The sequence below is a fragment of the Marivita sp. S6314 genome, from assembly GCF_023015985.1.
GTDB lineage: Bacteria > Pseudomonadota > Alphaproteobacteria > Rhodobacterales > Rhodobacteraceae > Marivita.
This window is the reverse complement of sequence record NZ_JALKAO010000001.1, coordinates 659215-671933: the sequence shown is the minus strand read 5'-3', so window position 1 is coordinate 671933 and position 12719 is coordinate 659215. Positions and strand designations below refer to the sequence as shown.

At 59.1% G+C, this 12719-nt stretch carries 12 protein-coding genes; 4 read left to right on the top strand and 8 right to left on the bottom strand.

All coding sequences use genetic code 11. The features are described 5' to 3' along the window. Positions 1 to 51: 51 nt before the first annotated feature. The gene (locus MWU54_RS03310; RefSeq protein WP_247080758.1) at positions 52 to 1020 is read left to right on the top strand and encodes a Gfo/Idh/MocA family oxidoreductase; all 969 of its coding nucleotides are present in this window, start codon (positions 52 to 54) and stop codon (positions 1018 to 1020) included. A 276-nt stretch (positions 1021 to 1296) separates the two neighbouring features. On the opposite strand, the gene MWU54_RS03305 is transcribed toward MWU54_RS03310, so the two are convergent. Further along, a complete protein-coding gene (locus MWU54_RS03305) occupies positions 1297 to 1809 on the bottom strand; it encodes a hypothetical protein (RefSeq protein ID WP_247080756.1) in 513 nt (170 codons plus the stop codon). 258 nt (positions 1810 to 2067) lie between these two features. Further along, positions 2068 to 3351: a polyhydroxyalkanoate depolymerase gene (gene phaZ / locus MWU54_RS03300; protein WP_247080754.1), complete on the bottom strand. Its 1284-nt coding sequence runs from the start codon at positions 3349 to 3351 to the stop codon at positions 2068 to 2070. Between the two features lie 111 nt (positions 3352 to 3462). Here phaZ and phaC point away from each other — a divergent pair, with 111 nt between their 5' ends. The 3 genes from phaC (at position 3463) to phaR (ending at position 6602) form a co-directional block, all read left to right on the top strand. Beyond that, positions 3463 to 5256, top strand: a complete 1794-nt coding sequence (phaC, locus tag MWU54_RS03295) for a class I poly(R)-hydroxyalkanoic acid synthase (protein WP_247080753.1) — start codon at positions 3463 to 3465, stop codon at positions 5254 to 5256. A gap of 123 nt (positions 5257 to 5379) precedes the next feature. After that, on the top strand, positions 5380 to 5829 hold the full coding sequence (locus MWU54_RS03290; protein WP_247080752.1) for a phasin family protein: 450 nt from the start codon (positions 5380 to 5382) through the stop codon (positions 5827 to 5829). Between the two features lie 197 nt (positions 5830 to 6026). Further along, complete coding sequence (phaR, locus tag MWU54_RS03285) at positions 6027 to 6602, top strand: polyhydroxyalkanoate synthesis repressor PhaR (RefSeq protein WP_247080751.1); 576 nt, start codon at positions 6027 to 6029, stop codon at positions 6600 to 6602. 1 nt (position 6603) lies between these two features. On the opposite strand, the gene MWU54_RS03280 is transcribed toward phaR, so the two are convergent. From MWU54_RS03280 to MWU54_RS03255, 6 genes are all read right to left on the bottom strand, one after another. Beyond that, on the bottom strand, positions 6604 to 7908 hold the full coding sequence (locus MWU54_RS03280; protein WP_247080750.1) for an FAD-binding oxidoreductase: 1305 nt from the start codon (positions 7906 to 7908) through the stop codon (positions 6604 to 6606). A 42-nt stretch (positions 7909 to 7950) separates the two neighbouring features. Continuing rightward, positions 7951 to 9315, bottom strand: a complete 1365-nt coding sequence (locus tag MWU54_RS03275) for a glutamine synthetase family protein (RefSeq protein WP_247080749.1) — start codon at positions 9313 to 9315, stop codon at positions 7951 to 7953. Next, positions 9312 to 9995 (bottom strand): type 1 glutamine amidotransferase, encoded by a 684-nt coding sequence (locus MWU54_RS03270; protein ID WP_247080748.1) that lies wholly within the window; start codon positions 9993 to 9995, stop codon positions 9312 to 9314. The genes MWU54_RS03275 and MWU54_RS03270 overlap by 4 nt, the downstream gene beginning before the upstream one ends. Before the next feature lie 33 nt (positions 9996 to 10028). Beyond that, positions 10029 to 11375 carry a glutamine synthetase family protein gene (locus MWU54_RS03265; RefSeq protein ID WP_247080746.1) on the bottom strand — a complete coding sequence of 449 codons (1347 nt, stop codon included), beginning with the start codon at positions 11373 to 11375 and terminating at the stop codon, positions 10029 to 10031. A 153-nt stretch (positions 11376 to 11528) separates the two neighbouring features. Further along, the gene (locus MWU54_RS03260; RefSeq protein ID WP_247080744.1) at positions 11529 to 12236 is read right to left on the bottom strand and encodes a PhnD/SsuA/transferrin family substrate-binding protein; all 708 of its coding nucleotides are present in this window, start codon (positions 12234 to 12236) and stop codon (positions 11529 to 11531) included. 14 nt (positions 12237 to 12250) lie between these two features. Beyond that, a complete protein-coding gene (locus MWU54_RS03255) occupies positions 12251 to 12691 on the bottom strand; it encodes a TerB family tellurite resistance protein (RefSeq protein WP_247080742.1) in 441 nt (146 codons plus the stop codon). Between the last annotated feature and the right edge of the window lie 28 nt (positions 12692 to 12719).

The window sequence follows — 12719 nt, the reverse complement described above, 5'->3', positions numbered from 1 at the left end:
GCCCGGCGCGTTTTTTTTGCTACGCGGGTGGCAAAACTGGGGGAGAGCGCGATGAAACCGATCCGATGGGGTATTTTGGGGGCCGCCAAATTTGCGCGGGAACAGATGGCCCCGGCCATCAACGCGGCAAAACATGCGGACCTGTCGATGCTGGCGACATCCGATCCGGCCAAGGCGGCCCCGTTTCAGGCGATTGCGCCGGGGTTGCAGGTGACAACGGGCTACGAGGATGTCCTTGCCGCCAAGGAGATCGACGCGGTCTACATCCCCCTGCCAAACGCGCTGCACGTCGAATGGACGCGCAAGGCGCTGGAGGCCGGGAAACACGTGCTGACGGAAAAGCCCATCGCGATGCAGGCATCCGAGATTGACCCGCTGATCGCGCTGCGCGACGCAACCGGGCTTGTGGCCGCCGAGGCCTATATGATCGTGCATCACCCGCAATGGCAGGATGCGCGACGGCTGTTGGCGGAGGGCGCTATTGGTGATCTGTTGCGCGTGAATGCAACCTTTACCTATGACAACAGCGGCGATCCCGGCAACATCCGCAACACGGTCGCAACCGGGGGCGGCAGCCTGCCGGATATCGGAGTGTATACGCTGGGCTGCGCCCGGTTCGTCACCGGGCAAGAGCCGCGCGCGGTACGGCACGCGGATATTACGCGCGAAAACGGCGTCGAGGTGCGCGCCGAAGTGATCGCAGAATTTGACGGGTTCACGCTGACATCGCTCACCTCCATGCGGATGGCGCTTTACCAGAGCGTGACGTTCCACGGCACGGAGGGCGTGATGGAACTGCCGGTGCCGTTCAATCCGCTGGGATACGGAGACGCTGAATTGCGAGTACTGCGCAAGGGTGCGCCAACAGTGGTGCACCGGTATCCGGGCGTGAATCACTATATCCGCCAGGTCGAAGCCTTTGGCGCCGCGGTGCGCGGAGAGGCACCATACCCATGTCCGCTGGAATTCAGCCGTGGCACGCAGGCGTTTATCGACATGATCTGGGCTGCTGACCGGTAAGCGGGGTTTTCCGAGACCTTTCCTGCGCGAACTCAAGCCGAAGGCACCGTGCATCGCCAGACCGCCCCGACCGAAGGTCGGATCGCCATCCCGCGGTCTGACGATGCGCTTTGTCTTTAGAGTTGTTTCGAAGGGAAAGTGTTGTCCGGGCAAAGGTGATTGGCTGGGTTGCAACAAATGGCGGCGTTGAGCCCATTTTGTCGATTACTGCAGTTTGTTTCAATGTCAGCTTTTCAGAAGGGCCTTGCTTTCCATGAGAAGTGCATCCAGCAATGTTCAGCCGACCTGACGTCTACAATAGTCAATAGCATCCCGGAAGGTATCAGTAAGCTCTGTGCGTTCCGCCGGAGAGCTTGAGGGTACGCGAAAATACAGTGATTTCGGCACATAATCAATTTGGCACATGTCACCTCCCCAGCATCGTTGACCAAAGCGCTTTCGAAACCACCGACGCGTGGAACTTGATGGGTTATCAACCCGGTAGATCGCCGTCGCCTTTTCCTCTGTCACAAAATAGCTGAATCCTGCCCCGTCATCTTCCTTCCCTGGGGTAAGGAAGAAAACCGAATTGTTTCCATGAAGAGCCGGAAGAGAAACTGTTGTGCTTGTTGAAATGATAGACCGATCCGGAGCAAGCCGAAGCGTTTCGACCGTGAGAGTGCAGTTGGAGACACTGGCCTTTGTGATATCCACCTTTGGTTTCTCAGCCTCATGGTTGATCAACCAAATGAGCTTCGTTATGGGATCTTCAGTTTCAGAATAAGCCGTTGAATTGCCAACCAAAAACATGCCAGCGATGCACGCTGTCAGTATGGTCGTAAAGTACCGCTGGGACATGTCGGACCTAACTTAGTCGTTTGACACTTAGTGCAACGTTGGCGTTTCACGGAATCAGTATAGCCAGTTTCCAAAAAAAAGCAGCCATTCAAACTGGCGGACGCAATGGCAGCAAAGTCCGCCAAACTGACATTGTGAGCAGGGTGGGTTCATTGCGCTTGGTGTCGTAGCAAAGAAAAAGGGCCGATCTGCAGATCAGCCCTTTTGATGTTACGCGGCGTTGGTGTTGGCCGGTTTCTTTGCTTTCTTGGCCGCGGGCGGATCGCCCGCGTTGCTGTCGATGAAATCAAGCACCATCGGACGGATGTTGTTGCGCCAGCTTTTGCCCGCGAAGATGCCGTAATGGCCCGCGCCGGGTTCGACATGGCTGGCCTTCTTCTCGTCCGGAAGACCGGTGCACAGATCAAGCGCCGCGATACACTGGCCGGGGGCCGAGATGTCATCATTCGCGCCTTCGACGGTTTTCACGGCAACCCGTGTGATCGCGCCGAAATCAACCTTGTGACCCGCCACGACAAATTCGTTCTTGGCAATCTCGCGGCGTTTGAAGATGCGATCCACCGTCGACAGGTAGAACTCTGCCGGCATGTCCATCACCGCAAGGTATTCATCGTAGAACCGGTTGTGTGGGTCGTGGTCTGACGACTCTCCGCGCATCACGTTCTGGATCTGGTCCGAGAACGCATTGGCGTGACGCTCGCCGTTCATCGAAATGAAAGAGGCAAGCTGCAACAGGCCGGGATACACCATGCGGCCCACGCCCGGGTACTTGAACCCGACGCGCTGGATCATGGTTTCTTCGAGCTGGCCCATCGTGACCCGGCGGCCGAAATCGGTGACGTCGGTTGGCGTCGCGTCCGGGTCGACCGGACCACCGATCAGGGTCAGCGTGCGTGGCTGGGCATCCGGATCGAGTTCCGCCAGGTAGGCGGTCGCGGCAAGCGTCAGCGGCACCGGTTGGCACACGGCAACAACGTTGGTGTCCGGCCCCAGTTCCTTCATGAAGTCCATCAGGTAGAGGGTGTAATCCTCAACATCGAACTTGCCTGCACTGACGGGGATGTCGCGTGCGTTGTGCCAGTCGGTCACATAGACTTCGCAGTTCACAAGCAGCGATTTCACGGTAGACCGCAGCAGTGTGGCGTAGTGCCCGGACATCGGCGCAACAAGCAGGATCTTGCGGGGCTGTTCCTCGCGTCCGGCGACGTTGAAATGGATCAGATCACCGAAAGGACGTTCGACCAAAGTCTTAATCTCGACCAGGTGATCGCGACCGTCTTTACAGGTGAAAGTCCGAATCCCCCAGTCTGGTTTGACAACCATCCGTTCGAAGGTGCGTTCGGTCACTTCACCCCATGCGGCCATCCACTGCATCGCGGGATTTGGCATCATCGCCCAGGCCGGATAGGACGCCATCGTTCGGGCTGTTGCGCCAAGCCATTGATTTGTATTGCGAAACGTTTCCATGAGATCGTAAGTCATCATGTAGCGCATAGAGGCGTCTCCTTAAGACAGGCCCGAAAAATCGGGCCATTTAGTCGCTTTGCCTCCCACTGCGTGCGACGTTATTCTGCATGGCAGCATAAATACGGGGGAATATTGGCCATGACAACCAAAGACGTTGCCGCACCAGAAATGAGCGCGGAACTTGAGGCCAATTTGCAAAAGATCGAAACGCTGACGCAGCGGATGATGACGGCACTGTCGAACAAGCGCCAGATCAACCCGTCGCTGCACGCGCCGGACGCGTCGCTGTTCGGGGAAGCGATGCAAAGCTACTGGCAGGAATGGCTGCAAAACCCAGCCAAGATCCTGGAGCATCAGATTTCGTACTGGGGCAAGTCGGTTACACATTATGTCGAAGCGCAGCAGGCCTTGGCCAAGGGAAAGCTGCAGGCCCCGGAAGACCCCGGTCCCAAGGACCGGCGGTTCCAGAACCCGCTCTGGGATGAACACCCGTACTTCAATTTCATTAAGCAACAGTATCTGATCAACGCCGAGGCGATTCAGACGGCGGTCAGTTCGATCGACGACATGGACGGCCTGGAAAAACAGCGGCTGAAGTATTTCGCGCAGCAGATCGTCGATATGTTTGCGCCGACCAACTTTCTGGCGACCAATCCCGACGCCTTGCAAAAGGCGCTTGAGACGGATGGCGAAAGCCTTGTCAAAGGTCTTGAGAACCTCGTGGCTGATCTTGAGGCGAACAATGGCGAACTGGTGGTGCGCCTTGCCGATGAAGGTGCGTTTGAGATTGGCGAGAACATCGCCACCGCCGAAGGCGAGGTTGTGTATCGCAACCACATGATGGAGCTGATCCAGTACAAGCCCACCACGGAAAAGGTGCGCGAAACGCCGGTCGTTCTGTTCCCGCCCTGGATCAACAAGTATTACATCCTCGACCTCAAGCCGCAGAACTCCTTCATTCGCTGGGTGGTCGATCAGGGGTACACGTTGTTTGTGGTCAGCTGGATCAATCCGGATGAAAGCTACAAGGATGTGGGGCTGGAGACCTATATCGAAGATGGCTATCTGCGCGCCTTTGACGAAGTGATATCGATCTGCGGCGTCGAGAAGGTCAACGCGATTGGGTATTGTATTGCGGGCACGACGCTGAACCTCACGCTGTCCTTGTTGAAACAGCGGGGCGACAAATCTGTCAAATCGGCGACGTTCTTTACCACGCTGACGGATTTTTCGGATCAGGGCGAATTCACCCCGTTCCTGCAAAACGACTTTATCGACGGGATCGAAGCCGAGATTGGCGATGCCGGGATCCTCAAATCCTTCATCATGGCGCGCACGTTCAGTTACCTGCGGTCCAACGACCTGATCTATGGCCCCGCAATCAAAAGCTACATGATGGGCGAAACGCCCCCTGCGTTTGACCTTCTGTACTGGAATGGCGACGGCGCGAACCTGCCCGGCAAGATGGCGGTGCAGTATCTGCGCGGGCTGTGCCAGCGCAATGAGTTCGCCGAAGGCACGTTTGAGCTGATGGGCCACACGCTGAGCCTGAAAGACGTCGATGTGCCGCTCTGCGCGATTGCCTGCGAAACCGACCACATCGCGGCGTGGAAGGATTGTTATCGCGGCGTGCAGCAGATGGGATCGAAATCGAAACAGTTCATCGTGTCCGAATCCGGCCATATCGCCGGGATCGTCAATCCACCCAGCAAAAAGAAATACGGGCATTACGTGAATGACGACATGACGCTGTCGCCCGATGACTGGCTTGAAGGGGCAGAGTTTACCGAAGGCTCGTGGTGGCCGCGCTGGGAAGGCTGGCTGGCCAAACGGTCAGGCAAATGGGTCAAGGCGCGCATACCGGGCGACAAGAACCACCCGGTTCTGGGCCCGGCACCCGGCACATATGTGCGGATCAAGGCCGTCGCGTAACCCTGCGACCTTTTTTCATGCTGCAGTGCAGAAAAACATCTTGAAATGCTGCGCTGCAGCATCTAGATAGGGTTCATCTGCAGAACAGCGGGGTGGGCCCGCAACGCAGGAAAGGATTTAACGATGGCTAAGACACCTGACATGACCGCGACCCTGAAAGAAATGATGGGTGCATTCCCGGTTGACACGAAGGCAATGGAAGACGCTTTCAAAACAACAGCAACTCTGAACGAGAAGCTGTCCTCTGTTGCTCTGGAAGCAGCCGAGAAGTCGACAGAAATCTCTGCAAAGTGGACAAAAGACACGCTCTCCAAGCTGAGCGACATGTCCAAAGCAAAGACAGAGCCTGCTGACTACGCAAAAGCAATGACAGATTTCGCATCTGCTCAGGCTGAAGTTGCTGCCGAGAACATGGCCGCATTCGCCGAGATCGCGAAGAAGGTCCAGATGGACACAGTTGAGCTGATGATGGCCGCTGGCAAAGACATCTCCGAAGATGCAACTGCCGCTGTCAAGAAAGCGACCAACGACGTGACAACAGCTGCCAAGAAGGCATCTGCTGCTGCGAAGTAAGCTGCCCAAAGAATTAGCGTTCTCTCCTCCCAATCTGGAACGCTATATTCTGGCCGGATCCCTTGTGGATCCGGCCTTTTTTTGTGGATTGGCTGAATTGCCGCCCTGCAAAGTCCGGTTTGATGTGACCAGTGCTTTCTTTTTGTGCTGCATGTGCTTAGGCTGCATTGCAGCAAAGACAACTCGGGGAGGGGACCTTGGCTGAATCGAACACGCCGCTGCTGATCAAACGGTATGCGAGCCGCCGTCTCTACAACACCGAAACCTCTGACTATGTGACGCTTGAAGATATCGCGAGTTTCATTCGCGACGGGCGCGAAGTGCAGATCATTGACCTGAAATCCGGCGATGACCTGACGCGTCAGTATCTTCTGCAGATCATCGCCGAACATGAAAGCCGGGGGGAAAACGTGTTGCCCACCAACGTCTTGAACGATCTGGTGCGCAGCTACACGACGCAGGCCACCAGTGCCGTGCCGCAGTTTCTGGCCGCCAGTTTCGAGATGTTCCGCGACAGCCAGTCCAAGTGGATGGAGAAGATGAACCAGGCCAACCCGATGACGGGCGTGCCGGGGTTCGAGGCAATCCAAGCGCAGCAAGAGGCGTTCCTCAAGGCGATGACGGGCGGCATGGCCGGCACATGGTCGGGCCCATCACCCGACAGCGACGGGACCCCATCGGCTGCTGCAGCGCCGCAAGACGGGGATGATCTGGACGAGATCAAATCCCAGCTGGCGGAGCTTCAGAAGAAACTGTCCAAGCTCGACAAGTGACCTAAACGCCCAGGCGATCCCGCATCGCGTACCACGACATCGCCAGCGACAGGATCGGCGTCCGGAACAGGCCGCCGCCGGGAAACGGGGTGTGGGGAATGGCATTGAAGGCGGCGAAGCCTTCGGATGGTCCGCGCGTTGCTTCGGCCAGCAGTTTTCCGGCCTGAACCGCATTGCCGACGCCGTGCCCGGAATAGCCCGACGCAGAAAACACGTTTGGTTTGACCTGCGCCAGATAGGGCATGCGCTTGATCGTGATGGCCAGCGTGCCGCCCCAGGCGTAGTCGATTTTGATATCCTTCAGATGCGGAAAGACCGTGGTCATCGGCTTGCGCACCAGCGCGCGGATGTCCGACGGAAAGCGATAGCCATAGGTTTCGCCGCCACCAAACAGCAACCGTTTGTCATGGCTCAGGCGGAAGTAATTGACGACAAAGCGCGAATCCGCGACCGCAACGTCCCGCGCCAGAACATCCCGAGCGGCGTCGCCCAGGGGTTCGGTGGCCACCACGTAATTGTTGATCGGCATCACCCGGGCTGTCACCGACCGGTCCAATCCGCCCAGATAGCCGTTGCCGGCAAGGATCACCTGATCCGCCACCACGTGCCCCGCATCGGTCCGGACGATGGCCTTGGATCCGTGTTTGATATCATGCACGTGGCTGCGCTCGTGGATGCGGACACCCGCGTCCGACGCGGCGCGCGCCAATCCAAGCGCCAGTCGCAACGGGTGCAGATGCGCCGCCCCCATATCGAGAATACCGCCCTTGTAATCCGGGGACGGGCACACCGCCTGAAACCCGTCATGATCCAGAACCTCGATTTTTGAGTAATCATAGGCTTTGGACAGATGGTCCGCGTAGGCATGCAGGTCGGACACATCCGTTTCGTGCGACGCCGCCCATGCGATGCCGTCTTTCAGGTAGCAGTCAATGTCGTGTTTGCGGACCAGATCGCGGACCAACGCCTTGGCGTCTTCGCCCAGATCCCACAATTTGCGCGCGGCGTCGGCTCCAACCATCTTTTCCAGACCGATCTGGTCTTTGCGCTGACCGGTGCCCAATTGCCCGCCATTGCGCCCCGACGCGCCGAACCCGACGCGATGGGCGTCCAGCAGCACCACGTCGGCCCCCATTTCGGCCAGATGCAACGCCGCAGACAGCCCGGTGTAGCCGCCGCCGATGATGCACACATCGGCTGTGGTCTGCCCCTGCAAAGGGGGAAACGATGCTAGCGGTTCTGCGGTCGCGGCATACCAGCTTTCGGGATAGGTGCCGCGCTTATCGTTTGAAAACAGCAGGTTCACGCCGGTATCCCTATTGCGAGGATGCGCATCGCACCACGCGCATTACACATTCAACAAAAGATGCTCGCGCTCCCACGGGCTGATGACCTGCAGGAACTCTTCGTATTCCGCGCGTTTGACGATGGAATAGACGCGGCAGAAATCCGGTCCCAGAATCTCGTGCAGGGCGTCGGCTTCGTCAAAAAGATCCAATGCCTGCCCCAGAACCTGCGGGATGTCGCCTTCGCCTTCGTAGGCATCGCTCTTGAATTGCTTGGACGGGCGCAATTCGTTGACAAGCCCAAGATATCCGCAGGCCAGTGAGGCCGCGATGCCAAGATACGGATTGCAATCCATCCCGGCGAGACGGTTTTCCACCCGGCGGCTTTCCGGGCCGGACAGTGGCACGCGAATGCCGGTTGTGCGATTGTCCCGGCCCCATTCAAGATTGATGGGGGCGGCGTGTTCCTTGACGTAGCGCCGGTAGCTGTTCACGTATGGCGCAATCACCGCGATGGCAGCGGGCATGTGGGTCTGAAGCCCGCCGATAAAGTGGAAAAACGCATCCGTTTCGCCACCTTGCGGTCCGGAAAAGATATTGCGGCCGGTCTCGATCTCCATGATCGAATGGTGGATATGCATCGCACTGCCCGGTTCATTTTCGATCGGCTTTGCCATGAAAGTCGCAAAGCAGTCGTGGCGCAACGCGGCTTCGCGGATCAGGCGCTTGAAGTAGAACACCTCGTCTGCCAGCTTGACCGGATCGCCATGCAGCAGGTTGATCTCAAGCTGACCGGCCCCGCCTTCCTGCGTGATGCCGTCAATCTCGAACCCCTGCGCCTCGGCGAAATCGTAGATGTCGTCAATCACCGGGCCAAATTCATCCACAGCCGTCATTGAATAAGCCTGACGCGCGGCGGCAGGGCGGCCGGAGCGACCCATCATCGGCTCAATCGCCTTGGCCGGGTCCAGATTGCGCGCGGTGAGGAAGAACTCCATCTCGGGGGCAACCACCGGTTCCCAACCCTTGTCGCGGTACAGCTGGACCACGCGCTTGAGCACATTGCGCGGCGCATAGGGGACAGGTTTGTCCTTGCGGTCATAGGCGTCGTGGATCACCTGCAACGTCCAGTCCCCGGTCCACGGCGCGGCCGTGGCGGTGGTCATGTCGGGTTTCAGGATCATGTCGCGTTCGATGAACCCGCCGTCTTTTTCGTCAGCCGCTTCGCCCCAGCCACCGGTGATGGTTTGAAAGAAGATCGAATCCGGCAGATGGAAATAATCCTGCCGCGCGAATTTCGAGGCCGGAACAGCCTTGCCGCGCGCGATGCCGGGCAGGTCTGCGATCACGCATTCAACCTCGTCCAGCCGCTTGCCCTCCAGGTAAAGGGCTGCGGGGGCGGGTAGGGCAGATTTCCAGTCGCTCATGTCAGGCGTCCTTCGTGGAAAAACCGGGTGAATTGTTGCGCCATCTTCGCGCTGTCCAGCGGTTGACCCATGCGCGCGGTGGCGTCCTGCATCAGGTCTTCCGGCACAAGGCCTTTGCCGCGCGTGTCGATCAATCCCTGAATGAAATCATCGGCATATTCGGGATGCGGCTGCACGGTATAGGCCTTGCCGGGATACAGCAGGGCGGCATTGGCACAAAACGGATTGCTGGCCACAACCTCGGCTCCTTCGGGGGCCTTGGTGACCTGGTCCTGATGCCAGGCGTTGATGGTCATCGTCTCCCCGCCGAAATCATAGCTTTGCTGACCGATGGCCCAGCCGCCGGTGAACTTCTCGACCGTGCCGCCAAGCGCTTGGGCGATGATCTGATGGCCGAAACACACTCCGATCAACGGGCGGTCCGCCGCGACGATGTCCCGAATGAGCGCTTCAAGCGGAGGGATCCAGTCGTGATCTTCGTAAGCGCCATGCCGCGAGCCGGTGATCAACCAGCCATCAGCGTCCGTTGCGCTTTGGGGAAAGTGGTTTTCCACCACCGACCACGTTTCAAAGGTAAAGCCGTTGCCCGCCAGAAGACGTTCAAAGAACCCCGGATATTCGCCGAAATCATCCACCAGCTCTTTCGGGGCCAGACCCGTTTGCAGGATACCAATTTTCATGGTGCACCTCGTTTATGTGCCGTGGACGCAGGGTTACACCGCGTCCAGATAAAGCGCGACTTGCTCCTCTGCGCTGAGGTCCGAGACGAAGCCCAACTCCTGACGCTTTGTCAGCGTCATGTTCCGGATCAATCCGGGTGAAAAGATCTTTGCGATCTCGGCGCTGTTTTCAAACCGGTCGATCGCGTCGGTCCAGTTTGTCGGGATTTGCGGAAGGTCATGCGCATAGGCATTGCCGGTGATCGGGGCGGGCGGTGTGCGCTTTTCTTCGATCCCGCTCAGCGCCGCCCCCAGAATGGCCGCAAGTGACAGGTAGGGGTTCACGTCCCCACCCGCGACCCGGTGTTCGATCCGACGCGCGACCGGGGCACCAGACGGCACACGAATGGCCGCCGTGCGGTTCTCATAGGCCCAGGCCACACCTGTGGGCGCATGGGCATTGGGAACCAGCCGGTCATAGCTGTTGGCATGCGGGGCAAAGACCAGCGTGCTGTCAGGCATCGCGTCCAGACAGCCCGCGATGGCGTGCCGCAGCACGTCCGACCCATCGGGCCCGCCGTTGTCAAAAACGTTCTGGCCGTTGGCATCAATCACCGAAAAATGTGTATGCATACCCGACCCGGCATAGCCGTCATAGGGTTTTGCCATGAACGACGCCGCAAACCCGTTGCGGCGCGCCAGTCCCTTGACCAGCATCTTGAAGAGCCACGCATCGTCCGCCGCTTTCAGTGGGTCATCCACATGCATCATGTTGATTTCGAACTGGCCCAGACCGGCTTCGGAAATCGTTGTGTCCGCCGGGATGTCCATCGCTTCGCAGGCGTCGTACAGGTCGGAAAAGAAGTCGTCGAACTGGTCCAGCACACGGATCGACAGGATTTCCCCGGCCTTGTGCCGTTTCCCCGACCGCGGCGAGGCCGGAATGCGCAGGGTTTTCTTGCTGTCGTCGATCAGGAAAAACTCCAACTCCATCGCGACAACAGGGGTGAGGCCCAAGGCGGCATACCGTTTGACCACATCGGCAAGGGCATGGCGGGGATCACCGTCAAACGCGGTGCCGTCTTCGTGGTACATCCACAGCGGCAACAACGCGGACGGGGTGTCCAGCCACGGCATGGGGACAAAGCCCCGTTCCGTCGGCTTTAAAACCCCATCGGCATCGCCCTGCGCGTAAACCAATGGGCTGCCTTCGATGTCTTCGCCCCGGATGTCGAGGTTGAGAACAGACAAGGGAAACCGTGTGCCGCCATCCACAGCCTTGTCCGCAAACCGCGCGGGAACGCGCTTTCCGCGGGCAACGCCGTTAAGATCTGAAGCGGCCACACGTACAGAACGGACCTCTGGATGGGACCTGAGCCAAGTGGCGGGATCGGCTGACATGAAGCCTCAAGAAATAATTTGATCAAATTAAGGGATACCCAGCGGATCGGCCTCTTGGCAAGAGGGATTCCGCGAATACCGCTGACTTTCAGGTCTCGGGGCATGTGCGTGCCGGGTGTTGGAACCGGAATAACCCCGCGTCACCGGAGGCCGTCAGGGGATCCGGTTCGGCACCGCCAGATACGCGTCTTTCGTCGCCGGGCAGAGGTCGTACAGCCCAAGCGTGTCGCGTTGTTCCGGCGACAGGTCCGAAATGGCGGCTTTCAACGCGGCAAAGACGCGGGCCGCATCGGTGTTGCGCCCGCAGATAAACGGCATCGCTGGCGTTGGCGCGGTGTGGTCAAGGACGCGCAGACCGGTGGCCCATGAATCCCACCGCTCGATCATGCGCCAGCTATTGCCATCAATCGCGGCGATGTCGGCGTGCCCATCGGCCACGGCACGGGTCGACTCCCGATGGCTGCCGCTGATCTGCACCGTACCGAGCGGTGCGCCTGACCGCGCCGCAAACTGGTGCAGGGCATTGTGGCCGGACTGGCTTTGGTGGTCATTGATCACCGGGGTCTGCAACAGCTGTTCGACGGGGCGATTGTCATCGCGACGGGCAATGATCGCACTGTTGTAAAAACCGGGTGGACAAGAGGGCAGCCGGAAATCAGGCGCTCCAACCAGCGTCACCTGCGTATGAAGCCGCAGCGAAAATGGCAGGCCGCAAGTCTGGGACAGAACCAGATCCGGGTCGGTCCACGCCCCCTCCAGCGGCACATCGCGGCTTAGATGGCAGGGGGCGTCGCCCAAGTAACCAGCCACCGCAGCCCAAAGCGCGTCATTCGCGGCAGCGGTTTCTGAACGGTCATACATGGGCAGGGTGGCAATCACCCGGCGCGGCTCACCTTCTGGCGGGCCAGCGCGCTGTCGCGGTCGTTGATGCCCAGGAAATTCGCCACCATGCGCATCAGCGCGTCTTCTTCCGCGTCGCGTTCGCCATCCGCAAGTGCCACCTGCCACAGGGCTTCGATCACGCCGATGCGGTCCTCATAGGGCACCGCATCCTTGATCGCGCGCGTGAACCGGACCGTGTCGGGCGCATCCGCCTCGATCGCTTCGGCATCACTGCGCAATTGCAGCGCATCCGCGTCTGAAAGCCCGTACCGTGCCGCGCTGATGCGGTCGATCCGGTGTTTTTCATCCTCTGCATAATCCCCATCGGTCCGCGCGATGCGCACCAGAAGTGCGGTCAGCGCCAATCGGGCATCATCATCCTGCAAAGGGTCGGGGTCGGGTGCGGTGAGCCGCTTCAGAAATTCGCCAAACATACCGGTCGATATAAGCGCCGCTTTGCAA